The following is a 22,907-nucleotide window of genomic DNA, read 5'->3' on the forward strand; positions in this document are numbered from 1 at the left end:
TCGCGATGGGCTGCGCAGCTGCCCCGGGTTGGCCCAGCCTTACTCCATCTCGATGATCACCTGCTCCTGCCACTTCTGCGGCAGGGCCTTGGAGGTCGCTTCCCAGGCTTCGGCGTTCTTGATCGGCTGGGCGGCCTTGTACTGCTCGTTGGGCAGCAGCTTGGCCTGCACGTCCGCTGGCAGCTTCAGGTGCTCGGCGCGGATTGGCCGGGCGTGACCGATGGCCAGGTTGGTCTGCCCGGCATCGCTGAAGATGTACTCACGGGCAAGCTTGGCCGCGTTCGGGTGCTTGGCGTATTTGTTGATGATGGTGGTGTAGCCGGAGGTGATCGAGCCGTCCGATGGGATCAGCACCTCGAAGCGTTTCGGGTCGATCTGGTCGCGGTAGCTCAGGCCGTTGAAGTCCCATACCACGCCGACTTCCACCTCGCCCTTCTCGAGGGTCTGGATGGTCGGGTTGGCCAGCGACAGGCGCTTCTGCTGGGCCAGCTTGGTGAACAGCTGCAGGCCCGGCTCGATGTTGCTCTCGTCGCCCTTGTAGGCGATGGCGGCGGCGAGCACGCCGTTGGCGGCCTGGGCGGCGGTGCCGACGTCACCGATGGCGACCTTGTACTTGCCCTTTTCCAGGTCGTGCCAGGTGGTCGGGCGTTCGCCTTCCTTGACCAGGTCCTTGTTGATGATGAAGGCGATGGTGCCGGTGTAGGCCAGCGCCCAGTGGCCGTCCTGATCCTTGGCCCACGCCGGCACCTGGTCCCAGGTGCTCGGCTTGTAGGGCTGGGTGACGCCCTTGGCGACCGCGATCGGACCGAAGGCGGCGCCGACGTCGCCGATGTCGGCGCTGGCGTTGTCCTTCTCGGCGTCGAACTTGGCGATCTCCTGGGCTGAGCTCATGTCGGTGTCGCTGTGCTTGAGGCCGTATTTTTTCGCCAGGTCGTCCCAGGTGCCTTTCCAGTTGGCCCAGGCATCGGGCATGCCCACGCTGTTGACGGTGCCTTCCTTGCGGGCGGCGTCTTCAAGGGCCTTGAGGTCCTGGGCCATGGCCGAGGTGCAAAAAGCGATGGCCGAACCGAGCAGTGACGCCATGAACAACTTTTTCATCCGAAGCTCCTTTGGTGGGTGCCTTGCATTCGTTGTTATGAACAGAAGCGGTGCTTGCGAACCCCTGGTCTAGGTCAGCAAACCTTGAGCCAAGGTAGGCCTGTTGCGTGACAGTTTGATGTAAGAAGAAGGAGTGGGTGGCAGGCCGATGGCTCTCGGGATACAGCGTAGACCACATCGAAAGCCTTGAATCGCGTGGCCTGGCCCGGATCTGGCAAGTCCCTGGGCGAGACTTTGTCACAGGATGTTCATCAGCCTTGCCTAGGCTTGTAGCCATCGCCACATGCCCCTTTATGGGGCTGGACTAGTCCAGATAGGTAACCTTTGATGCAAGCGACGCCACCGCGCGCGGTAACAGCCATCTGCCATGCCCTGCAGGAGCAGATCGAACACGGCCTGCTGGCCCCCGGCGGCAAGCTGCCGGCCGAGCGTCGGCTCAGCGAAGTGTTCGACACCACGCGCATCACCCTGCGCGAGGCACTGGTGCAGCTGGAGGCCCAAGGGCTGATCTACCGCGAGGAGCGCCGTGGCTGGTTCGTCGCGCCCGAGCGTCTGACCTACGACCTGATCGAGCGCAGCCACTTCCATGCGATGGTGCGCGACCAGGGGCGGGTGCCGAGCACCGAGTTGCTGTCGGCACGCCTGCAACCGGCCTCGGCGGCGATCTGCGCGCGCCTGCGCCTGCCGGCGTTGTCCAGCGTGGTGCGGATCTGCCGTTTGCGGCGCATCGATGGGCGGGCGGTGCTGTACGCCGAGCACTATCTCAACCCGCGCTACTTCCCGGGGATCCTCGAGCTGGACCTGGCCCGGTCGCTGACCGAGATCTATGCGCGGGAGTACGCCATTCACTATGGGCAGGTGTGCTTCGAGATCCTGCCGACCGCGTTGCCAGTGGCGGCGGCAGGGGCGCTGAAGGTCTCGACGGGCAGCCCGGGCTTGCACATCACCCGGGTCAACAGCGACCAGCATGGGCATCTGATCGACTGTGACCTGGAATACTGGCGGCACGATGCGATCCGCATCCGCGCCGAGGCGGGTTAGGGGCGCGAAGCGGCCCTAACTGCTAGCGCCTCCGGTCTCAGCCATGCCGCCACCGCCAGCCGTCACCACCTGCACTGACAGCCGTGGCGTCGCCAGGTCCAGACCGGCTTCATCGAGCTGCCGCTTCAAGGCCAGGTTGAACGCCCGCGACACCTCCCACTGCTTGATCGGCGCGGTCTTGAACCGCGCCCGCAGGATCGCCGAGCCCGACTCGAAGCTCTCCACCCCCTGCAACTCCAGCGGCGACCAGATGTTGCGGCGCATCAGCGGGTCGTTGCGCAGCTTCTGGCCCACTTCGCGGACCAGCGTGATGGCCTGGTCGATGTTCATGCTGTGCGGGATGGCCACGCGGAAGATCGCGTAGCCGAACTCCCGCGAGTAGTTCTTGATGCTCTTGATCTCGCTGAACGGGATGGTGTGCACGATGCCGTCGATGTCCCGCAGGCGCACGGTACGGATGGTCAGGCCTTCGACCGTGCCCAGGTGGCCGCCGACGTCGACGTAGTCGTCGATGGCCAGCGAGTCCTCGATGATGATGAACAGCCCGGTGATCAGGTCGGCCACCAGCGACTGGGCGCCGAAACCGATGGCCAGGCCGATGACGCCGGCACCGGCCAGCAGCGGGGTGACGTTCATGCCCATGTTGGCCAGGGCGACGATCACCGCGATGATGAAGATCACCACGAACATCACGTTGCGGATCAAGGGCATCATGGTCTGTGCCCGGGCGTTGGCCAGTCCGCGGCGCGAGCGCACCAGGGCATGGTGCACGGCGGTGTCGGCGAGGATCCACACCAGCCAAGCGACGATCAGCGTGCCGGCCAGGCCCAGCAGGCGCAGGCTCACTTCATGGCCGTCGCCCTCGGCGAAGCTGATCATCGAGCGGCCCCAGACGCGCAGGCCCAGCTCGATGAACACCAGCCAGATGAACAGGTGCACCAGCACGTAGCCGAAGTTGCGCAGGCGTTCGGTGTAGACCGCCTGGCGCTTGTTGGCGCGCCGGGGTTTGGCGGCGTGGCGCCGCACCAGACCGTTGAGCACCATGCACACCACTACCAGCACCGTGCACATCAGCGACTGGCGCAGGGCAGTGCTGGTGTCGCCGGCGGAAACGAAGGTGGCGAACAGCGAGATCGCCACCAGGATCAGCGCCGGGAGGTACCAGAAACTGCCGAGCAGCTCGATGGTGTCGCTCAGGGTGCGCCGGGTCAGGCGTCGGGACAGGGGCTGGTTGCGGATCAGGTGGGCGATCGGGCGGCGAAAGCGCAGGATGAACAGCCCGGTGCACAGCGCCGCGACGACATTGGCCAGGGTGGCCAGGGCGTGGGCCAGGTGGCTGCCCAGGGCAGTGGTCAGGCGTGGGTCGCTCATCGCCTCGCCGAACGCGGCGAAGCTGCCGATCAGCCACAGCGGGCGGAACGCCTGGTGCCGCAGGATATGCAGGGCGCGGTGGCGATGCGGGCCGTCGAGCAGCGAGAAAGCGATCACGCAGATCGCCGAGAACAGTGTGCCGACCACCAGTGCGTAGGCCAGCACCATGGCCATCGACTTGCCCAGCGAGGAGGGCAGGGCGAAGCTCAGGTACACGGTGAACACCAGCGCCACCAGCCACGGTCCCAGCTTGCGCAGGGCGAAGCGCACCAGGTCCCAGGTACGCGGGTGCTGGGGCAGTTCCTCGGTCAGGCCGAAGCGCAGGCGCACGCGGTGGCCGATCCAGTTGAAGGTGTAGGCCAGCAGGCTCCAGACCAGGATCACCCCGGCAAAGCCGAACAGGATCGCCGGCCACTGGTGCACCGGCACCACCAGCGCGGCCAACTCATCCTGCGCCTGGTCGATTTCCAGCGACCAGCGCTTGAACGGACTGGCATCGCCGCTGAACTGCTGCTCGAAATCGTGCAGGGCGCCACCGATCAGGCCGAGCACGCCCTGTTCGACCGTGGGTTGCGATTGTTTGCTGGCGTCGCGCAGCTTCTTCAGGTCGGCCAGCAGCTTGGCCCGTTGCTGGTCGTTCTCCAGGCTCTTGATCACCTCGTCCAGCGACTTGCCCAGCGGTTCGCTGGCTTCGGGCTGGGCGGGTGTGCTGGAACCGAGCAGGCCCGGCAGGCCGGCGGCGTGCACCGGGGTGATGAACAGCAGGAACAGCAGCGTGATGCAACGCAGGAGGGCTGGCACCGGAAACTCTACCTCAGGTCAAACGTTTGCCCGAGTGTAGTGGTTTACGACGGCAGTTTCTCGAGGATCTTCCAGCAGGTAAGGCCGAAAATGCCGAGGGTGCCGATCCACATCATCAACACGCCGACATTGCGCTCGCGCAGGCTGAAGCCGATGGTCAGCAGCATCAGGAACAGGAACACCGGCACGAACAGGGACAGGAACGGCGATGACATGAACAGCATCCTTCTGTTTTGGGGGCCATGTATCAAGCATAGCGCTTTGCAAGCGAGGCGGATTGACCGGGGGCAGGCGGTGGGCAAGGCGCGTCGGCACACCGCCGCTCCCACGGGGCCGCGTGGGAGCGGGTTGGCCGTCAGGGCAGTTCGCGGCTGCGGTAGAAGGCGCTGAGCACCTTCACCAGGTGCGCCAGGTCATGGCTGCCGCACAGTTCGCGAATCGAGTGCATGGCGAAGGTCGGCAGGCCGATGTCGACCGTGCGCACGCCCAGGTGGCTGGCGGTGATCGGGCCGATGGTCGAGCCGCAGCCCATGTCACTGCGCACCACGAAGCTCTGCACCGGCACTTCCTCGGCCATGCACAGGTGGCGGAAGAACCCAGCGGTTTCGCTGTTGGTGGCGTAGCGCTGGTTGTTGTTGACCTTGATCACCGGGCCGGCGTTGAGCTTGGGCCCGTGGTTGCCGTCGTGCTTGTCGGCGTAGTTGGGGTGCACGCCGTGGGCGTTGTCGGCCGAGACCATCAGCGAGCGCTGGATGGTGCGCACGTAGTCGTCGCCTTCGGGCAGCAGGCGTTGCAGGGTCTGCTCGAGCATGGGGCCGTCGGCGCCGCAGGCCGAGCAGGAGCCGACTTCCTCGTGGTCGTTGCACACCAGCACGCAGGTCTCGTCGCTGTCGGCACCCAGCAAGGCCTGCAGGCCGGCATAGCACGACAGCAGGTTGTCCAGGCGGGCGGCGGCGATGAAGTCGCCGTTCAGGCCGATCAACGCGGCGTCCTGGGTGTCGTAGAAGCTCAGCTCGTAGTCGAGCACCACGTCGGCGTTGAGGTCGTGCTCGCGGGCCAGTTGCTCGGTGAGCAGGGCGCGGAAGTCGACGCGCTCGTCGCCGGCCACCTGGGCCAGGATCGGCGGCAGCTCGGTCTGCGGGTTGATCTGCCAGCCTTCGTTGGCGGTGCGGTTGAGGTGGATCGCCAGGTTGGGGATTACGGCGATCGGCAGCTTGAAGTCGATCAGCTGGCTCTCCACCTTGCCATCACGGCGGAAGGTGACCCGGCCGGCCAGCGACAGGTCGCGGTCGAACCAAGGGGCAAGCAGGGCGCCGCCGTACACTTCCACGCCCAGTTGCAGGAAGCCCTGGCGTTGCAGCTCGGGCTGCGGCTTGACCCGCAGGCACGGGCTGTCGGTGTGGGCGCCGACCATGCGGATGCCGCCCAGCAGCGGCGAGAGCTTGCCGAGCTTGATGGCGATGATCGAGGAATCGTTGCGGGTCACGTAGTAGCGACCACCGGGCACGGTGGCCCAGCTGTCGCGTTCGTCCAGACGCTGGTAGCCGGCGGCCTCGAGGCGCTGCGCGAGGCTGGCGGTGGCATGGAACGGCGTCGGGGAGGCCTTGAGGAATTCGATCAGGCCGGCATTCAGGGCATCGCGCATAAGTCACTCCAGACAGCAGTGGCGCGAGTTTAGCGTAACTGCTCGAAAATTTGTGCCGGCCCTGTTGCTGGCACTATACGGCTCGAGTAATCAGAACGGCGCCGGACACTCGAACTTCAGGCGTTCGCCAGATACCGGGTGGGTGAAGCTCAGCATCGACGCATGCAGGCACAGCCGCTCATGGGCCGCCAGCGCCTCGGGGTTGGCGTACAACCGGTCGCCCAGCAGCGGGTGGCCGATCGACAGCATGTGCACGCGCAACTGGTGCGAGCGCCCGGTGATCGGTGTCAGCTCGACCCGGCAATGATCGGCGCAGCGTTCTACGATGCGCCAGAAGGTCAGGGCGTGCTTGCCCTGTTCATGGTCGACCACATGGCGCGGCTTGGTCGGCGGGTCATAGCGCAGCGGCAGGTCGATGCTGCCGCTGTCCAGGGTCGGTTGGCCCCAGCACAGCGCGGTATAGGCCTTTTCGGTCTCGCGGTCGTGGAACTGGCGCGACAGCTCGCGGTGGCTGTCTGCGTCGCGGGCGAGCAGGATGATCCCCGAGGTTTCCCAGTCCAGGCGGTGGACGATCAGGGCATCCGGGTAGCCGTTTTCCTGCAGGCGGGTGATCAGGCAGTCCTTGTTGTCCTCGGCGCGGCCCGGCACCGACAACAGCAGGGTCGGCTTGTTGATCACCAGGATGGCGGCGTCTTCGTGAAGGATCTGGATGTTCGACAGCGGCATGTTCAGGTGTTCTCTGCAAAGCATTGTGGGAGCGGGCTTGCCCCGCGACGGCCATTGGAGGCAATCGCGGGGCAAGCCCGCTCCCACAAGGTAACCCTGAGCTACTGAAAGATCAGCGCTCGGGCAGGGTGATGTTCAGCTCCAGGATCGAGCAGCTGCCCTGGTTCTCCAGCGCCACCTGCACATCGTCGTTGCCGATGTTGACGTACTTGCGGATCACCTCGACCAGCTCCTTCTGCAGGGCGGGCAGGTAGTCCGGGGTGCTGCGCTGGCCGCGCTCGTGCGCCACGATGATCTGTAGACGCTCTTTCGCTACCGACGCGCTGGTCTGTTTCTGTCTGCCACGAAAGAAGTCAAAAAGGTTCATGGTTTACTTGCCTCCAAACAGACGCGCGAAGAATCCTTGCTTCTGCACGTCGATGAACCGCAGGGGCTTCTCTTTGCCCAGCAGACGGTCGACGGTGTCACTGTACGCCTGGCCGGCATCGCTCTGGTCGTCAAGGATGACCGGGATGCCCTGGTTGGAGGCCTTGAGAACGGCTTGCGACTCGGGAATCACACCCTTGAGCTTGATCGCCAGGATCTCTTCGACGTCGGCGATGCTGAGCATTTCGCCCTTCTCGACGCGCTCGGGGTGGTAACGGGTGATCAGCAGGTGTTCCTTGATCGGCTCCTCGCCGTTCTCGGAGCGGCGCGACTTGCTCGACAGGATGCCCAGCATGCGGTCGGAGTCGCGTACCGAGGACACCTCGGGGTTGGTCACGACGATGGCTTCGTCGGCGAAGTACATTGCCAGGTGCGCGCCTTTCTCGATACCGGCCGGCGAGTCGCAGATGACGTAGTCGAAGGTTTCCTTCAGCTCCATCAGGACCTTTTCCACGCCTTCCTGGGTCAGGGCGTCCTTGTCGCGGGTCTGGCTGGCGGCCAGCACGAACAGGTTCTCCAGGCGCTTGTCCTTGATCAGGGCCTGCTGCAGGTTGGCCTCGCCGTTGACCACGTTGACGAAGTCGTACACCACGCGGCGCTCGCAGCCCATGATCAGGTCGAGGTTACGCAGGCCGACGTCGAAGTCGACGATGACAGTCTTGTAGCCGCGCAGTGCGAGGCCGGTACCGATGGCGGCGCTGGTGGTGGTCTTGCCCACACCCCCCTTGCCGGAAGTGACGACGAGAATCTTGGCCAAGGTGTTTCACCCCTAAATAAACGGGACGCGTGTCCCTGCAAATACAAAAAACGGCAACGGGAAAAAAGTTGCGCTAAAAATGCCGGCAAGTATCCGTTAAAGACGGGTGATGTTCAACACGTCGCCGGACAGGCTGACCTGCACGCCCGAGCCCCACAGCGGGTCGCGGCGCAGGTCTTCGCACACTTTGTACTGGCCGGCGATGGAGACCATTTCCGCGGTCATCTGCTGGCAGAAGATGCGCGCCTTGGTGTTGCCCTTGATACCGGCCAGGGCGCGGCCGCGCATGGCGCCGTACACATGGATGTTGCCATCGGCGAGAAGTTCCGCGCCGGGGCTGACCGAGCCTGTCACCACCAGGTCGCCGCCCTGGGCGTAGATCTGCTGGCCGCCGCGCACCGGCGAGGTGATGATGCGGGTCGGGCGCACCTCGGGTTCGGCCGGCGCCGGTGGCGGAGCTGGCGCGGGTTCGGGCTTCTTCGCTTCCGGTTCGGGCTCGAGCGGGCGTTCACGGGCACCCGACGGCGGCAGCACCGGCAGGTCGATGGCGATCGCCGCGGCGATGTCCTCGATGCGGCTGGCGCGGATCGCCAGGGTGCGCAGGCCATGGTGACGGCACACGCGCATCAGCCCGGGCAGGTCGATGGCGCCCGAGTCATGGGGCAGCTTGTCCAGGGCCAGCACCAGCGGGGTGTTGCTGAAGAAATTCGGCGCCTGCGCCACCTTCGCCGCCAGCTGGCGGTCGAGGGATTCGAGGTCGTTGCGCGCCAGTTCCAGCACGGTGATGGCAAGCATGCTGCCCTTGAGCTGGAACACGGGGGCGTTGTCGGGTGTCTGGTTGGGGCTCATGGTCTGCATAGACGGCTTGTTGCGAAAAAAGTGCCCTGACTTATAGCGATAAGACCGATTGCCCGCAACCGATGTAGAATGCCGGGCTCATGTCTTGCCGGAAGCTTCAATGGAACGCCCGCGTTTTCGATCCTCTTTCCTCCACCCGCGATTCTGGGGGCTGTGGCTGGGCCTGGGCCTGCTGTGGCTGGTCGCCCAACTGCCGTACCGTGCCCTGCTGGGCCTGGGCCGCGCCCTGGGCGCGGTGATGTACCGGGTAGCCGGCGAGCGCCGGCGCATTGCCGCGCGCAACCTCGAGCTGTGTTTCCCCGAACTGTCCGGCGACGAACGGCAATATCTGCTCAAGGAAAACTTCGCCTCCACCGGCATCGCCTTCTTCGAGATGGCCATGAGCTGGTGGTGGCCAAAGGCCCGGCTGGCGCGCCTGGCCCACATCGAGGGCATCGAGCACCTGCAGACCGCCCAGCGCGAAGGCGAGGGTGCCATCCTCATGGCCGTGCACTTTACCACCCTGGAGATCGGCGCCGCGCTGCTGGGGCAGGCCCACACCATCGACGGCATGTACCGCGAGCACGGCAACCCGGTGTTCGACTTCGTCCAGCGCCGCGGTCGCGAGCGCCACAACCTCGATTCACTGGCCGTGGAGCGCGACGACGTGCGCGGCATGCTCAAGCTGCTGCGCAAGGGCCGGGCGATCTGGTACGCGCCGGACCAGGACTATGGCATCAAGCAGAGTATCTTCGTGCCGCTGTTCGGCATTCCCGCGGCCACCGTCACCGCCACCACCAAGTTCGCCCGGCTGGGCAAGGCCCGGGTGATTCCGTTCACCCAGCGGCGCCTGGAGGACGGCAGCGGCTATCGTCTGGTGGTGCATCCGCCGCTCGCTGACTTCCCCGGCGAAACCGAGGAGGCCGACTGCCTGCGCATCAACCAGTGGGTAGAGGGCGTGCTGCGCGAGTGCCCGGAGCAGTACCTGTGGGCGCACCGGCGCTTCAAGTCGCGGCCCGAGGGCGAGCCACGGCTGTACGACAAGAAGAAAAAATGACACTGGGGCCGCGTGGTAGCGGGCTGGCCCCGCGATAGGGCGGTCACTGGCAAGCACTGATTCCAGGGAGGAGCAATGACCTCAACCACCGGCCTGATCCTCTCCGGCGGCGGTGCCCGCGCGGCCTACCAGGTCGGCGTGCTGGCCGGCATCGCCGAGCTGCTGCCCCCTGGGGCGGCCAATCCCTTCCCGGTGATCGTCGGTACCTCCGCTGGCGCGATCAATGCCGTCAAGCTGGCCAGCGGGGCTACCCGCTTCGCCGAATCGGTGCAGCACCTGACCGCCTTCTGGCAGAACTTTCGCAGCCACCTGGTGCTGCGCAGCGACTGGCCCGGGGTGATCCGCCAGGCCAGCCGCTTCGTCGGCCACAACCTGCTGGGGCTCGGCGGCCAGGTGCCGGTGGCGCTGCTCGACAGTCGCCCGCTGCGCCGCCTGCTGCATGAGCACCTGGACCTGGACGGCATCGCCCACTCCCTGGCGGCCAATCAGTTGCGCGCCATTGCCGTGACCGCCTTTGGCTACGAGTCCGGCCAGGCGGTGACCTTCTACCAGGGGCGCGACACCATCGAGCCCTGGCTGCGCCACCGGCGCATCGGCATGCCCACGCCGTTGACCATCGACCACCTGCTGGCCAGCTCGGCGATCCCGCTGTTGTTCGCGCCGGTGCGCCTGGGCGATGAGTTCTTCGGAGATGGCGCGGTGCGCCAGTCGGCGCCGATCAGCCCGGCCCTGCACCTGGGCGCCAGCCGCGTGCTGGTGGTCGGCGTCAGTGGCAACCCCCAGCGCCCGGCGCCGCCCTTGCCCACCCAGCGCGTGTTCAGCGGCCAGCAGCCGAGCCTGGCGCAGATCGGCGGGCATATGCTCAACAGCACGTTCATCGACAGTCTCGAGGACGATATCGAGTTGCTGCAGCGGCTCAACCATCTCAGCCACCTGATGCCGGCGCACCTGGACGCCCGGCGCCTGGGGCTGGCGCCGATCGAGGTGCTGGTGGTGGCGCCCAGCCAGCCGCTGGACGAGATCGCCGCCCGTCATCGGCGCGAGCTGCCAGCGGCGCTGAGGCTTTTCCTGCGTGGGCCTGGCGCTACCAAGACCAGCGGTGCGGGGGTGCTGAGCTACCTGCTGTTCGAGGCGAGCTATTGCAGCGAACTGATCGAGTTGGGGCGCAAGGATGCGTTGGCCAAGAAACGGGAGCTGTGTCAGTTCCTCGGACTGCCTGGCTGAACACTCCTGTGGGAGCGGCCTTGCGTCGCGATAGGGCTGCGAAGCAGCCCCAGGATGTGTGCCCGGTTCAAGATTGCCGGGGCCGCTTTGCGGCCCTTTCCGACCGGTCCGACGCCTCGGCAAGGCCGCTCCCACAGCGCTTATTCGGCGATCTGCAACTTGCGCGCCTGGGTATACACATACCGTAGCTTCTCGTATTCGAACGGCGAGTTGGTCTGCCCGTAGCGGAAGTTGGTGCTGTAGCGCTTGTCCACCGCCCGCAGCACGGTGAGCTCCGGGTGGTCGCTGGCGGTGTCGGGCACGTTCAGGTAGTTGATCTCCTTCTCCCCCACGTAGTCGACCACCAGTCCGGTGGTATCGCGCAGGTTCGATGGCCCGAGGATCGGCAGCATCAGGTATGGCCCGTCCGGTACCCCGTAGAAGCCCAAGGTTTGGCCGAAGTCCTCGCTCTGCCGGGGCAGCCCCATCTTGGTCGCCGGGTCCCACAGGCCGCCGACACCGATGATGGTGTTGAACATCAGCCGCGCGGTGATTTCTGCTGAACGCTTGGGCTTGAGCTGCAGCACGCTGTTGAACAGGTTGGGCACGTCGCCCAGGTTGTTGAAGAAGTTGCTCACCCCGGTGCGCACGAAGCTGGGAGTGACGTAGCGGTAGCCATCGACCACCGGCAGGAACACCCACTGGTCGAAGCGGTAGTTGAAGTGGTAGATGCGCCGGTTCAGCGACTCCAGCGGGTCGTAGATGTTCAGCGCGGCCAGGGTCGAGCGTTCGAACTCGCGCTGGTCCAGGCCGGGGTTGAACTTGAGTTCGCGCAGCGGATCGACGAAGCCGTCGGCCTCCACGGTCAGGGTTTCGGTCTTGTCGGCCTCGACCACGCTGGCACGCGGCGCGACTTCCTCGGCCAGGGCGCAGCCGCTGGCGAGCAGGGCGGTGACGAGCAGCAGTCTGTTAACCACGGAAGAACTCCAGCATGGCGTCGCTGTTGACGCGGTAGTTGAGGTTGCCGCAATGGCCGCCATGGGGGTAGAGCGTCAGCCGTTCGCCGAACACCCGGCGCAGGAAACCGATGTCGCCGGGGCCGAGGATCACGTCGTCGGCGTTATGCATCACGGCGATCTTGGGGCTGGCGCGCAGGTAGTCCTCCAGCGCGTACAGGCTTACCTGGTCGACCAGTTGCAGCAGGCTGTTGCCGTCGGTGCGCGCCCGCCACATGGGGATCACCTGCTCGGTCAGATAGCAGTCGAAGTCGCATTGCAGCGCCCGTTTGAAGAACGGCTCCAGGCTGCTGCCCTCGGTAATCGGGAACTTAGGCGGAATGATCAGGCCACGGCGGTTGATCAGGTCGGAGGTGAAGGCAATGTCGGCGGCCGAGAAGCGGAACGAAGTGCCGATGAGCATGGCCATCTGTTCATTGGACAGGTGTTGGCGCGACTTCTGGAAGTCATACAGCAGCGCTTCGTTGAGGTCGATGTAGCCCTTGTCCTGGAAGTAACGGGTCAGTTTCTCCAGCATCAACTCATAGAAGGTGGTGCTGCGGTCGATGCCCTTGACCCGGGTCTGCACCAGCTTGTCCAGGTTGGTGATCGAGGTGTACAGGTTGACCGGCGGGTTGAGCAGCAGCACGCGCTTGAAGTTGAAGCTCTGGCGGGTTTCGTCGAGCTTGCTGACGAACGCCGCGTCCAGCGCCCCGAGGCTGTAGCCGGTGAGGTAGTACTCGCTGACCGGCAGGCGTGCCTGCTGGGCGCGCACCGCCTGCATGACCCGGTACAGGTCCTTGGCGTCCTCGCTGGTCACCCCGGGAGTGGCGAAGCGCGAAGCGGCGCTCATGAAGTCCCAGCTGGTCGGCGATGACAGCTGCACCACGTGGTAGCCGGCCTGGTAGAACAGTTTCTTCAGGTACTCGTTGATGCTGCTGGAGTAGGGCGCGCCGGTACCGGCGATCAAGAAGATCAACGGCGCCTCGTGGTCCTGCTTGGCCAGGCGGTAGCGCAGTTTCTTCACCGACCAGAAGTTGTCGGGCAGGGTGAACTCGCGCTCCGGGCGCAGGGTAAGGCTGTAGTCGGCCTGGTCGATATCGTCGTCGCTGGGCAGCGTCGGGCGCTGTTCAGGCGGCGTGGTGGCGATGGTCGCCTCGAACGGGTTGGTCAACGGATAGCCGTAGCTCGCCGCGTCGATATCCCGCGCCGATGCGGCCGCAGCCAGGAGCAGGCCGCCGAGCAGGGCGGCGAGGCGCAAAGATCGAAGCATGTAGTCCCCCAAGGAAAACGCAAGGTCGTGCAATATGCAGGCTAGGACCACGGCGTGTTGGACAAAGTTGCCCGTTGCCCTGTCGTTCGTCGCACAAGATGTTGCCGCGCCGGACAACATTTGTCTTGTGCAACATAGCTGCAGGGCCATGATTTTGCCTTGTCGCGGCCCGTGGGCGATCATGCAATGCTTAGATTACCGCTATTGGAGATCCGCATGGCGCGTTGGTGGCCGGTCGTTGCCCTGTTGCTGTTCCTGCCCTTGTGGCTGGCCGCCAGTTATGGCGTGCGTTATGGGCTCATGGAGGATGCCCGGTGGGTCGGGCTGTGCAGCGTGCCGGGAGAGGTTTGGCAATGCCAGGCGCGTTCGCTGCTGGGCTTGGGGATACATTTCCAGGCCATTGCCTGGGGGGCATTGGGGTTGGCGTTGCTCAGCCAACTGACGTCTGGCCGAGGCGGGTGGTGGCTGGCGGCGCTGGCGCTGCTGTTCGGGATTCCGGCACTGGTGCTCTATACCGCGAGCATCGCAGTGTTTGCCGTGGTATTGGCGGGATTGCGGCTGGTCCGGCAAGCCGGCTCTCACAGGGCATGACGCCTGGCCTGTGGGAGCCGGCTTGCCGGCGAATCGAGGACGAAGTCCTCGCAATCGGTTCACGCCAAGCGCAGTTTGAGGCTTCGCCATAACGCGCCAGCCATCAACACGCTGACCACCGCCCAGCCCCATGCCTGTCGATTCGCCAACCCTTCCTGGAACAACTGCGGTGCCACTCCAGCGCCCACGATAAAGGCCAGCAACGCCACCTCCGCCCGCCGCGCCGGCACCGGTCGCAGCAGATAGACCACCGCCGGCAACAGCAACGCCGCGCTGGGAAAGCTGCGATAACGCGGGTCGAACACCATCGCCAGCATGCTCACTGCCGCGGCGAATCCCGCCGCCAGCAACCAGGTGCCCGCGTGCGCCTCGAGCCAGGTGAACAGCCGCTGGCGCCAGCCGTCTGGACGAGCCAGGGCCAGTGCGCCGTGGGCCAGCACCAACAGGTTCAAGCCAGCCAGGGCACCCGCCCACAGCCACTCCCCGACAAAGCGGGCATTGGTGCGCATCAGTTCCCCCCACAGCCCCAGGCTGCCGGCACCCAGGGCCGCCAGCAACGGCAGCAGCAGGGCGGCACGGCGGCTTGCCGGGCGCCCGGCCAGGGTCAGGGTCGCCAGCATCAGCAACACGCTGGCCAGCAACCACTGCGGCCACAACGCCAGGTTGCTCACCGGCCCTTCGAGCACGCCCTTGTCCTGGCGGTCGGCATCGTATAGCCCCCAGTAGCCGCCCACGGCGCCTTCGCTGGCACGTTTCCAGGGCTGGTCGAATGCCTCGATCAGGTTGTAGCGCCAGCCGTTGGCTTCGGCCAAGGCGACGAAGCCGCGGATGAAACGCGCCTCGTTGACCCGGCTCGGCTCGGCGGTTTCGCGCTGGCGTCCTTCGCTGGGCCAGCCGGTCTCGCCGATCAGGACGTCCTTGGGCGCGAAGCGGTTGCCGAATACCTGGCGCACCTCGGCCACATGGGCCAGCGCCGCATCGATGCCACGCGGGTCGTCTTCCCAGTAGGGCAACAGGTGGATGGTGAGGAAGTCCACCGCCGGTGCGATCTGCGGGTGTTGCAGCCAGAATTCCCAGACGTCGGCGTAGGTCACCGGCACCTTGACCTGGCTTTTCACTTTCTCGATCAGCCCGGCCAGGCGCTCGCCGGTGACTTCCTTGCGCAGCAGCGCCTCGTTGCCGACGATCACCGCGCTGACCACGTCGGGGTTGGCATTGGCCGCGGCGATAAGCCGTTCGACTTCCTTGTCGGTGTCCACCGGGTTGGCGTTGACCCAGGCGCCGAGCATCACCTTCAGGCCATGCTTGCGGGCCAGCGCCGGGATTGCCTCAAGGCCGGTCATCGAATAGGTGCGGATGCACTGGAATCGCTCGCTCAGCAACGCCAGGTCGGCGTCCATGCGCGCCGGGCGTAGGCGAAACGGCTGGTCGAACGGCGACTGGTCCTTGTCGAAGGGGGTGTAGGACGCGCACTGCAGCTTGTGCGTCGGGCTCGCTGCATCAGGCAGGTGCACCGGCTTGCCGAGGCCGTACCAGAGCGCCCACAGGCCGCCAAGGGCGAGCAGGCAGGCGAGCAGGTACGCAGGCAGGAGCAGTCGGGTGTTACTGGGCATCGGGCAGTCCGTCGTCAAGCACAAAGGGCTAGATGATAGCCGCAAATGACCGGCGCCAAGCCTTTGGCATGCAAGGATCGCGCAGGTCGATCGAGTGCCATGGCGTTAATGGCACAGTGCTGTCGCTGATCGTTCGCTGGAGGTCGCTGACAGAGCAGGTCGTGCGCGGGGGCAGGTCGATGATGCTCTCTCCAAGACCTGACGAGGGATGCTTTGATGGCGACTTTTACAAGAGTACGACGTTTCCTGAGTGTGGGCGCCGCCCTGGTATTGACCATGAGCACTGCGCAGGCCATGGCCAAGGAAGTGAGCATCGGTTACGTGGATGGCTGGTCGGACAGCGTGGCCACGACCAACGTGGCCGCCGAAGTGATCAGGCAGAAACTCGGCTATGACGTGAAGCTGCAGGCCGTGGCCACCGGGATCATGTGGCAGGGCGTGGCCACCGGCAAGCTCGATGCCATGCTTTCGGCCTGGCTGCCGGTGACCCATGGCGAGTACTGGGCCAAGAACAAGGACAACGTCGTCGACTACGGACCGAACTTCAAGGATGCCAAGATCGGCCTGATCGTCCCCGAGTACGTCAAGGCCAACAGCATCGCCGACCTCAAGACCGATGCCAGCTTCAAGAACAAGATCGTCGGCATCGATGCCGGCTCCGGGGTCATGCTCAAGACCGAGCAGGCCATCAAGGACTACGACCTGACCGGCTACAAACTGACGGCCAGTTCCGGCGCGGCGATGACCGCCGAGCTGGGCCGCTCCTACGCCAAGCAGCAGTCCATCGCCGTGACCGGCTGGGTACCGCACTGGATGTTCGCCAAGTGGAAGCTCAAGTTCCTCGAGGATCCCAAGGGCGTGTACGGCGCCGCCGAGACGGTCAACAGCATCGGCAGCAAGGAGCTGGCGAGCAAGGCGCCGGAAGTGGCCGAGTTCCTGAAGAGGTTCCAGTGGCAGTCCAAGGACGAGATCGGCGAAGTGATGTTGGCGATTCAGGAAGGCGCCAAGCCGGAGGCCGCGGCCAAGGACTGGCTGGCCAAGCATCCGGAGCGGGTCAAGGAGTGGACCGGCAAGTGATGGCTTGAGATGGGGCTGCCGTGCAGCCCTTTCGCCGGCAAGCCGGCTCCCGCAGTGTCGGCGCAGATCCCCTGTCGGAGCCGGCTTGCCGGCGAAAAGGGCGCGCAGCGTCCCCAGGATTTGTTACCGATCTTGCAAAACACCGTTGCATCTAAGACTAAGGTCGTCTGGTTGGCGTCCAGCGGCAGCATAAAGTTGGAGTCGGGTTCTCCCTACTCTGTGCTGCTAGGACAAAAACAATGAACGACAGCATTTACCAATCGATACAGAACAGTCCGCGCTTCAAGGAACTGGTCACCAAGCGTGAGCGCTTCGCCTGGATTCTCTCGGCGATCATGCTCGGCCTGTACTGCGCCTTCATCCTCCTCATCGCCTATGGCCCGCACGTGCTGGGCGCCAAGCTCAGCCCCGATTCGTCCATCACCTGGGGCATTCCCCTGGGCGTCGGCCTGATTGTCTCGGCCTTCGTGCTCACCGCGCTCTACGTGCGTCGCGCCAACGGCGAGTTCGATGAACTGAACAAGGCCATTCTCGAGGAGGCCAAGCAATGATCCGTCACGCCAAAGCCCTGGCCGTCCTGGCCTGCGGTGCCTTCGCACCCGCCGTGTGGGCCGCCGATGCCCTGACCGGCGAGGTGCAGAAACAGCCGCTGAACGTCTCGGCGATCGCCATGTTCGTGGCTTTCGTCGCCTTCACCCTGGGCATTACCTACTGGGCCTCCAAACGCAACAAGTCGGCGGCCGACTATTACGCCGCCGGCGGCAAGATCACTGGCTTCCAGAACGGCCTGGCGATCGCCGGCGACTATATGTCGGCGGCCTCGTTCCTGGGTATTTCCGCGCTGGTGTTCACCTCGGGCTACGACGGTCTGATCTACTCCATCGGCTTCCTCGTCGGCTGGCCGATCATCCTGTTCCTGATCGCCGAGCGCCTGCGCAACCTGGGCAAGTACACCTTTGCCGACGTGGCCTCGTATCGTCTCGGGCAGAAGGAAATCCGCACCCTGTCGGCCTCGGGCTCGCTGGTGGTGGTGGCGTTCTACCTGATCGCGCAGATGGTCGGTGCCGGCAAGCTCATTGAGCTGCTGTTCGGCCTGGACTACCACGTGGCGGTGATCCTGGTGGGCATCCTGATGTGCCTGTACGTGCTGTTCGGCGGCATGCTCGCCACCACCTGGGTGCAGATCATCAAGGCGGTGCTGCTGCTGTCCGGTGCCAGCTTCATGGCGCTGATGGTGATGAAACACGTGGGCTTCGACTTCAACACCCTGTTCTCCGAAGCGATCAAGGTGCATGCCAAGGGCGAGGCGATCATGAGCCCGGGCGGCCTGGTCAAGGACCCGATCTCGGCGTTCTCGCTGGGCTTGGCGCTGATGTTTGGCACCGCGGGCCTGCCGCACATCCTGATGCGCTTCTTCACCGTCAGCGACGCCAAGGAAGCGCGCAAGTCGGTGCTCTACGCCACCGGTTTCATCGGCTACTTCTACATCCTGACCTTCATCATCGGCTTCGGCGCGATCCTGCTCGTCAGCACCAATCCCGACTTCAAGGACGCCGCCGGCGCCCTGATCGGCGGCAACAACATGGCGGCGGTGCACTTGGCCGATGCCGTGGGTGGCAGCGTGTTCCTCGGCTTCATCTCGGCAGTGGCCTTCGCCACCATCCTGGCGGTGGTCGCCGGCCTGACCCTGGCCGGTGCCTCGGCGGTGTCCCATGACCTGTACGCCAGCGTCTGGCGCAAGGGCAAGGCCAACGACAAAGACGAGATCCGCGTGTCGAAGATCACCACCATCGCCCTGGGCGTGCTGGCGATTGGTCTGGGCATCCTGTTCGAGAAGCAGAACATCGCCTTCATGGTCGGCCTGGCCTTCTCCATCGCCGCCAGCTGCAACTTCCCGGTGCTGCTGCTCTCGATGTATTGGAAGAAGCTGACCACCCGCGGCGCCATGATCGGTGGCTGGATGGGCCTGATCAGCGCGGTGGGCCTGATGATTCTCGGCCCGACCATCTGGGTGCAGATCCTCGGTCACGAGAAAGCCATCTACCCGTACGAGTACCCGGCGCTGTTCTCGATGATCATCGCTTTCGCCGGCATCTGGTTCTTCTCGGTTACCGACAAGTCCAAGGCTGCCGAGAACGAGCGCGCGCTGTTCTTCCCACAGTTCGTCCGCTCGCAGACCGGCCTGGGAGCCAGTGGCGCGGTATCGCACTGATACCTTGAGCTGAACACACAATGCCCCGGCCTATGCCGGGGCATTGTGCTTTCAGAGTTGTCGCATTACCTGCCGCTAGGAAATTTCTTAGGCCCGCTCGGAACGGTCTTAGTCATCGCCGCGACGTGTTCGCCAATACTTCTCCTCACCCGCTGGCCGCGCGCCGGCAGGCATTGACCAATTTAAGGAGATCAGATTCGTGAACCGCACGTTACTCGCCCTTCCCCTGGCCATGTTCTTCGCAGGCTCCGCTTTTGCGGTGGACCCGATCGAGAAGCAGGTACAGGTGACCGCCCAGGTGCCGACCGACGCTTTCTTCGTCGAGCCGGTAGGCGGCAACTGGATGAACGACCCGCAGGAAATGGCCTGGAACTCGTATCAGGCCAAGCTCGATCCGATCCGCAAGCAATTGCAGGTCAAGAGCACTGTGGGCCCGATCACCGCCTATCTGGTTTCGCCGGCGGTCATCGCCAGCGGCACCGAAAACATCGGCCTCGACGTCAAGGTCGGCGACACCGTGCTGCAGACCACCCCGGCCGAAGTCGTCAGCGCCACCCAGGCGGCACCGGGCGCGATCATCGGCTTCGAGGTGGCGGCCCAGCCCGCGCCGGCGAGCGGTTATGTGCCTGGCAATTACCAGGGCCTGGTGAGCATGATCTTCGAAACCGCCGCACCCTGAGCCTTCTCTCTTCGTTCATCCGTTGTTCCCCCTGACCCTCGGCTCCCGCCGAGGGACGGGTGGGTATTGCCTGCAAGCGACACCTCATGACCAATCATTCCATCCTGGCGGCCATGGGCCGCTGCTTGCTGTTGCCGGCCTGGCTGGCCGTCCACGCGCCCGCTAGCCAGGCCGCCGGCAATGCACTTGGTGCCGTCGATGGCCTGCCGCGCGAGTTCGAAGCGCATTTTTTTGATGTGCCGCTGGCGGTCCGGGTCGACCTTGATGGGCGCTACCTGGGTGATGCCATGGTGGTGCTCAGTCGCGATCAGCGCGTGCAGCTGCTGGAGTTCACCGATACCCTCGACAGCCGTGAACCGGAAAGCCTGCGCCGCCGCTGGCACGAGCGCCTGTTTGACGGCCGTCCTTTGGGGGACTGCCGCGGTGATTGCCCCGACGGCCTGCGCGCGGTGCACTACAGCCTAGTGAACTCGCAGCTGTCACTATTGACCGACCAGGCCGAGATCGCTGAGGTCAGTGAACGTTTTTACCGCCAGCCGGAGCAGGGCAGCTATGGGCTGCTACTACGCAACCAGCTCAACCTGGTCAATGACGGCCATGCCACCAGTGGTCGTTATGCATTGCAGGGCCAGGGCAGCGTCGGCAATTGGACCACCTTGGCCGATGGCCAGCTTGACCGGGGTAGCGACAGCCGCCAGGGCACGCGCCACCGGGTCGACCAGCTGTATGCCGAGCGCCTGGTAGAAAACCAGTTTTATCGGCTGGGCTACTTCACCCCCAGTGCCCAGGGGGTGACCCGCCAGCCGCGGTTGATGGGAAGCACGGCCGATACCACCTTCGGCTTGATGCTGGGCAGCAGCGACAGCCTGGCCATCGATACTGGCGCACCCAGCACCACGCCGATCTACGTTACCCCTAATCGTCCCGCCGTCGCCGAGGTCTATCGCAATGGCGTGCTGATCAACAGTCAACCGGTGCAGCCTGGTTTGCAGACCCTCGACACCAAGGTCCTGCCCGGGGGCATCTACGAAGTCGAGGTACGGCTGGTCGAAGACGGCCAGGAAACCTCGCGCAGTCAGGAGTTCATCTACAAACCCAGTAACTGGCGCAGCACCGATGCGCCCTGGCGCTACAACCTTTACCTGGGGCGCCAGAGCACATTGCTGAGCAACTGGGAGCGTGATACCGACGACAGCATCGCCGCTGGCGTGCTGGCCAACTACATGTTGCATCCGCGGGCGATCCTGGGTATGTCGGCGCAACGGGTTGATGACGCCATGCAGTATGGCACCTCGCTGGACTGGGATATGCGTGAGCGTTTCAAGCTGTACGCCAACCTGTTCCAGACGCAAGGGCAGGGCAACGGCTACGACATCCAGCTGATCCATGCCTATGACAGCGGTTCGTTGGTTGCCAGCCACAGCCGAACCTGGCTGGCGCGCCCTGACTGGCGCCGCCTCGATGATAGAGCGCGGCGGCCATTCCAGGCGCGCCAGACACAGTCGTCCCTGTCGCTGAACCATCGCCTCGATCCGCGCAATACCGTCAGCATGCGGCTTTCGCAGTCTGAAGACGTCAATGCCGGCACCGGTCTCGACCTGGGGTGGGCTTACTATGGTCGGCTGCTGGGCTCCGATGCCAACTGGCGGTTGTCGCTGTTCGATCGTCCAGGAACGGCAGCCACCGGCGAATCTCGCAGCCGCGGCGTCAACTTGAGCCTGAGCATGAGTCTGGGTGGCGGCAGTGGTCGGCGTGTGTCCGCCAGTGTCGGTAGCCGCACCTCGCGCGACGGCGGGCGCGATCTCAACGCCTCGCTGGCCTACCAGCAAGATATCGATATCGGCCCGCTGCGCAGCGTCGGCGCAACGCTCAGTGCGGACCGCTACGGCGCAGGGCTTGGCGGCGATACCCAGTTCGAGAGTCAGGTCGTGCACGGCGATGCCTATGTCCAGCGTTCGTCCTACAGCGGCGACTTCACCGGTGGCCTGAATCTGCAGAGCATGTTGGCCGTGGGAGCAGGCAAGGCGGCCATGAGTGGTCAGTACCTGCCGCACCAGGCCGGGCTGATCGTTGATGTCGAGACCGATATCGAGGGGTTGAAGCTGCGCGCCGACGACCGCCATGGCGGTTCCGCCAACCTGCAGCCTGGGCGCAACCTGATCCCGGTTGCAGCCTACAAGGCCGGGCATGTGCAGTTCGATTTTGAGGGCAGCGCGGTCACCGCAGCCGTTATCCAGCCCGCGAGCCTGGACTATCACCTCAACCGTGGCGGCATCGAATACCGTGAACTGCGGGTGTTTCGCACTGTTACCGTGCTTGGGCGCCTGTTTGACGAGCATGGCAAGCCGATGCGCGGCGCCCAGTTGATCAACCACGCCAGCCGCAGTGTCACCGAAACCGATGGCTTCTTTGCGGTCGAGATGAGCGAGTTGAACCCTACCTTGGAGATTCGCCAGCAGGGGCAGGCGGTATGCCTGCTGAGTCTGGACGTGAGCACGTTGGCGCGGGAGGACGATGTGCTGCTGGCTGGCGACCAACGCTGTGTGCCTGGGGTGGCGCAGGTCGAGGCGGTTGCACGCAACGGGCAGGGTTAAGCCGTTCAGTAAGGTGCAGCTCGGATGATCCCTGCTCAGGGCAAAGGCCTACTGCCGTTTAGGGCGTTTCAGATGGCCATGCGGGAAGGTTCCCGCAGGTTCGGCCATGGCCACGCAGCCACTCCCCATCAATACTTTCCCGTCAATGACGCACGGAGTTCGCATCATGAATATTTTCCGCCTGCTGGCCTCGACACTGCTGGCGCTGCCTCTGGTCGCCAGTGCCGCTCCCGAGCTCAATGTCGGCGCGCTTTATGACTACGTCGACGGTGACAAGAGCACCTTGCTCAAGCGGGTACGCAACAGCGGCGACACCACTGCGTTCGTCAAGGTCAGCGTCGCTGAACTGGTGTATGACGCAACTGGTGTTGCCCGTGAAATTGCCACCGATGGGCTGCCACTGGAACAGCGCGGCTTGATCGCCAGCCCGGCGCGGCTGATCATCCCCGCCCAAGGCATGCAGGCGGTACGCCTGCTTTATCGTGGCTCACGGGAGCAGGAGCGCTATTTCCGTCTGCGCTTCGTACCGGTGCTTCCGGAGTCGGGCGATGGTTTCATGGTGGATGACCAGGAGGCGGAAAAGTACCGTGACAGCCTCAAGGCCGGGGTCAATCTGCTGGCCGGATATGGCTCGCTGTTGTTCGTCCGGCCTGCCGAGACACGCTATCAGACCCACATACGGCGCGCAGGCGGGCAACTGACTGTCGTGAACCAGGGTAACGCCACGGTTGTGCTCGATCATTTTCGCCTGTGCCAAGCCGCAGGGCAGGGATGTGCGCCCGCCACCAAACACCACGTCCTGCCGGGTCGCACCCGGCAGTTCGACGGGGAGACCGGCAAGGTGCATCAGTTCGAGTTAATTGAGGGCGGTAATACCAAGGCAATGGTGGTGGAGGGATGATCGTGTTTTT

Annotated in this window: 21 protein-coding genes; 10 read left to right on the forward strand and 11 right to left on the reverse strand. The window is 64.7% G+C overall.

The features are described 5' to 3' along the window. Positions 1–39: 39 nt before the first annotated feature. Positions 40–1,098, reverse strand: coding sequence for an ABC transporter substrate-binding protein (locus AC25M7_RS06560; protein WP_062361452.1), 1,059 nt, complete (start codon positions 1,096–1,098; stop codon positions 40–42). 327 nt (positions 1,099–1,425) lie between these two features. On the opposite strand from AC25M7_RS06560, the gene AC25M7_RS06565 reads away from it, so the two are divergent. Further along, entirely contained in the window at positions 1,426–2,139 is a 714-nt protein-coding gene (locus tag AC25M7_RS06565; protein ID WP_069017451.1) for a UTRA domain-containing protein, read from the forward strand. 15 nt (positions 2,140–2,154) lie between these two features. Here the strand turns inward: AC25M7_RS06565 and AC25M7_RS06570 are convergent, their stop codons facing one another. The 7 genes from AC25M7_RS06570 to minC form a co-directional block, all read right to left on the reverse strand. Further along, positions 2,155–4,311: a mechanosensitive ion channel family protein gene (locus AC25M7_RS06570; protein ID WP_088851806.1), complete on the reverse strand. Its 2,157-nt coding sequence runs from the start codon at positions 4,309–4,311 to the stop codon at positions 2,155–2,157. 44 nt (positions 4,312–4,355) lie between these two features. Further along, positions 4,356–4,526: a hypothetical protein gene (locus AC25M7_RS06575; protein ID WP_167388396.1), complete on the reverse strand. Its 171-nt coding sequence runs from the start codon at positions 4,524–4,526 to the stop codon at positions 4,356–4,358. Between the two features lie 140 nt (positions 4,527–4,666). Then, positions 4,667–5,956, reverse strand: coding sequence for a M18 family aminopeptidase (locus AC25M7_RS06580; RefSeq protein WP_028690868.1), 1,290 nt, complete (start codon positions 5,954–5,956; stop codon positions 4,667–4,669). A gap of 90 nt (positions 5,957–6,046) precedes the next feature. Further along, entirely contained in the window at positions 6,047–6,682 is a 636-nt protein-coding gene (locus AC25M7_RS06585) for an RluA family pseudouridine synthase (RefSeq protein ID WP_028690867.1), read from the reverse strand. 112 nt (positions 6,683–6,794) lie between these two features. After that, positions 6,795–7,049, reverse strand: coding sequence for a cell division topological specificity factor MinE (gene minE / locus AC25M7_RS06590; protein WP_011532731.1), 255 nt, complete (start codon positions 7,047–7,049; stop codon positions 6,795–6,797). 3 nt (positions 7,050–7,052) lie between these two features. Beyond that, complete coding sequence (gene minD / locus AC25M7_RS06595) at positions 7,053–7,865, reverse strand: septum site-determining protein MinD (RefSeq protein ID WP_028690866.1); 813 nt, start codon at positions 7,863–7,865, stop codon at positions 7,053–7,055. 96 nt (positions 7,866–7,961) lie between these two features. Continuing rightward, positions 7,962–8,723, reverse strand: a complete 762-nt coding sequence (gene minC / locus AC25M7_RS06600) for a septum site-determining protein MinC (protein WP_028690865.1) — start codon at positions 8,721–8,723, stop codon at positions 7,962–7,964. 100 nt (positions 8,724–8,823) lie between these two features. Between minC and AC25M7_RS06605 the strand changes: the two genes are divergently transcribed. Both AC25M7_RS06605 and AC25M7_RS06610 read left to right on the forward strand, forming a co-directional pair. Then, positions 8,824–9,759: a lipid A biosynthesis lauroyl acyltransferase gene (locus AC25M7_RS06605; protein ID WP_088851807.1), complete on the forward strand. Its 936-nt coding sequence runs from the start codon at positions 8,824–8,826 to the stop codon at positions 9,757–9,759. Positions 9,760–9,834: 75 nt separating this feature from the next. Further along, complete coding sequence (locus AC25M7_RS06610; protein WP_088851808.1) at positions 9,835–10,983, forward strand: patatin-like phospholipase family protein; 1,149 nt, start codon at positions 9,835–9,837, stop codon at positions 10,981–10,983. A 140-nt stretch (positions 10,984–11,123) separates the two neighbouring features. Here the strand turns inward: AC25M7_RS06610 and AC25M7_RS06615 are convergent, their stop codons facing one another. Beyond that, positions 11,124–11,939 (reverse strand): MlaA family lipoprotein, encoded by an 816-nt coding sequence (locus AC25M7_RS06615; RefSeq protein ID WP_028690862.1) that lies wholly within the window; start codon positions 11,937–11,939, stop codon positions 11,124–11,126. Beyond that, the gene (locus tag AC25M7_RS06620) at positions 11,932–13,230 is read right to left on the reverse strand and encodes an alpha/beta fold hydrolase family protein (protein ID WP_028690861.1); all 1,299 of its coding nucleotides are present in this window, start codon (positions 13,228–13,230) and stop codon (positions 11,932–11,934) included. Before AC25M7_RS06620 ends, AC25M7_RS06615 begins: the two co-directional genes overlap by 8 nt. 216 nt (positions 13,231–13,446) lie before the next feature. On the opposite strand from AC25M7_RS06620, the gene AC25M7_RS06625 reads away from it, so the two are divergent. Next, the gene (locus AC25M7_RS06625; RefSeq protein ID WP_062361469.1) at positions 13,447–13,821 is read left to right on the forward strand and encodes a hypothetical protein; all 375 of its coding nucleotides are present in this window, start codon (positions 13,447–13,449) and stop codon (positions 13,819–13,821) included. A 59-nt stretch (positions 13,822–13,880) separates the two neighbouring features. Here AC25M7_RS06625 and AC25M7_RS06630 read toward each other — a convergent pair whose 3' ends face one another. Beyond that, positions 13,881–15,434 carry a glycoside hydrolase family 17 protein gene (locus AC25M7_RS06630; RefSeq protein ID WP_069017453.1) on the reverse strand — a complete coding sequence of 518 codons (1,554 nt, stop codon included), beginning with the start codon at positions 15,432–15,434 and terminating at the stop codon, positions 13,881–13,883. Between the two features lie 216 nt (positions 15,435–15,650). Here AC25M7_RS06630 and AC25M7_RS06635 point away from each other — a divergent pair, with 216 nt between their 5' ends. From AC25M7_RS06635 to AC25M7_RS06660, 6 genes are all read left to right on the forward strand, one after another. Beyond that, entirely contained in the window at positions 15,651–16,511 is an 861-nt protein-coding gene (locus tag AC25M7_RS06635; protein ID WP_028690858.1) for a glycine betaine ABC transporter substrate-binding protein, read from the forward strand. Positions 16,512–16,750: 239 nt separating this feature from the next. Then, a complete protein-coding gene (locus tag AC25M7_RS06640; protein WP_028690856.1) occupies positions 16,751–17,062 on the forward strand; it encodes a DUF485 domain-containing protein in 312 nt (103 codons plus the stop codon). Then, on the forward strand, positions 17,059–18,723 hold the full coding sequence (locus AC25M7_RS06645; protein WP_028690855.1) for a cation acetate symporter: 1,665 nt from the start codon (positions 17,059–17,061) through the stop codon (positions 18,721–18,723). The genes AC25M7_RS06640 and AC25M7_RS06645 overlap by 4 nt, the downstream gene beginning before the upstream one ends. A gap of 199 nt (positions 18,724–18,922) precedes the next feature. Continuing rightward, positions 18,923–19,402 carry a CS1 type fimbrial major subunit gene (locus AC25M7_RS06650; RefSeq protein WP_028690854.1) on the forward strand — a complete coding sequence of 160 codons (480 nt, stop codon included), beginning with the start codon at positions 18,923–18,925 and terminating at the stop codon, positions 19,400–19,402. 86 nt (positions 19,403–19,488) lie between these two features. After that, a complete protein-coding gene (locus AC25M7_RS06655; protein ID WP_486970862.1) occupies positions 19,489–21,996 on the forward strand; it encodes a TcfC E-set like domain-containing protein in 2,508 nt (835 codons plus the stop codon). A 166-nt stretch (positions 21,997–22,162) separates the two neighbouring features. Beyond that, complete coding sequence (locus AC25M7_RS06660) at positions 22,163–22,897, forward strand: fimbrial biogenesis chaperone (RefSeq protein WP_062361480.1); 735 nt, start codon at positions 22,163–22,165, stop codon at positions 22,895–22,897. Positions 22,898–22,907 lie beyond the last annotated feature (10 nt).

This window comes from Pseudomonas sp. P106(2024) (assembly GCF_057480815.1).

Bases quoted from the DNA above. Each gene is read 5' to 3' on its own strand.
- AC25M7_RS06645 (WP_028690855.1), top strand. From the start codon at position 17,059: ATGATCCGTCACGCCAAAGCCCTGGCCGTCCTGGCCTGCGGTGCCTTC.
- AC25M7_RS06635 (WP_028690858.1), top strand. From the start codon at position 15,651: ATGGCGACTTTTACAAGAGTACGACGTTTCCTGAGTGTGGGCGCCGCC.
- AC25M7_RS06580 (WP_028690868.1), bottom strand. From the start codon at position 5,956: ATGCGCGATGCCCTGAATGCCGGCCTGATCGAATTCCTCAAGGCCTCC.
- AC25M7_RS06655 (WP_486970862.1), top strand. From the start codon at position 19,489: ATGACCAATCATTCCATCCTGGCGGCCATGGGCCGCTGCTTGCTGTTG.
- AC25M7_RS06625 (WP_062361469.1), top strand. From the start codon at position 13,447: ATGGCGCGTTGGTGGCCGGTCGTTGCCCTGTTGCTGTTCCTGCCCTTG.
- AC25M7_RS06640 (WP_028690856.1), top strand. From the start codon at position 16,751: ATGAACGACAGCATTTACCAATCGATACAGAACAGTCCGCGCTTCAAG.
- AC25M7_RS06660 (WP_062361480.1), top strand. From the start codon at position 22,163: ATGAATATTTTCCGCCTGCTGGCCTCGACACTGCTGGCGCTGCCTCTG.
- AC25M7_RS06630 (WP_069017453.1), bottom strand. From the start codon at position 15,434: ATGCCCAGTAACACCCGACTGCTCCTGCCTGCGTACCTGCTCGCCTGC.
- AC25M7_RS06585 (WP_028690867.1), bottom strand. From the start codon at position 6,682: ATGCCGCTGTCGAACATCCAGATCCTTCACGAAGACGCCGCCATCCTG.
- AC25M7_RS06560 (WP_062361452.1), bottom strand. From the start codon at position 1,098: ATGAAAAAGTTGTTCATGGCGTCACTGCTCGGTTCGGCCATCGCTTTT.
- AC25M7_RS06565 (WP_069017451.1), top strand. From the start codon at position 1,426: ATGCAAGCGACGCCACCGCGCGCGGTAACAGCCATCTGCCATGCCCTG.
- AC25M7_RS06575 (WP_167388396.1), bottom strand. From the start codon at position 4,526: ATGTCATCGCCGTTCCTGTCCCTGTTCGTGCCGGTGTTCCTGTTCCTG.
- AC25M7_RS06620 (WP_028690861.1), bottom strand. From the start codon at position 13,230: ATGCTTCGATCTTTGCGCCTCGCCGCCCTGCTCGGCGGCCTGCTCCTG.
- AC25M7_RS06610 (WP_088851808.1), top strand. From the start codon at position 9,835: ATGACCTCAACCACCGGCCTGATCCTCTCCGGCGGCGGTGCCCGCGCG.
- minC (WP_028690865.1), bottom strand. From the start codon at position 8,723: ATGCAGACCATGAGCCCCAACCAGACACCCGACAACGCCCCCGTGTTC.
- minE (WP_011532731.1), bottom strand. From the start codon at position 7,049: ATGAACCTTTTTGACTTCTTTCGTGGCAGACAGAAACAGACCAGCGCG.
- AC25M7_RS06605 (WP_088851807.1), top strand. From the start codon at position 8,824: ATGGAACGCCCGCGTTTTCGATCCTCTTTCCTCCACCCGCGATTCTGG.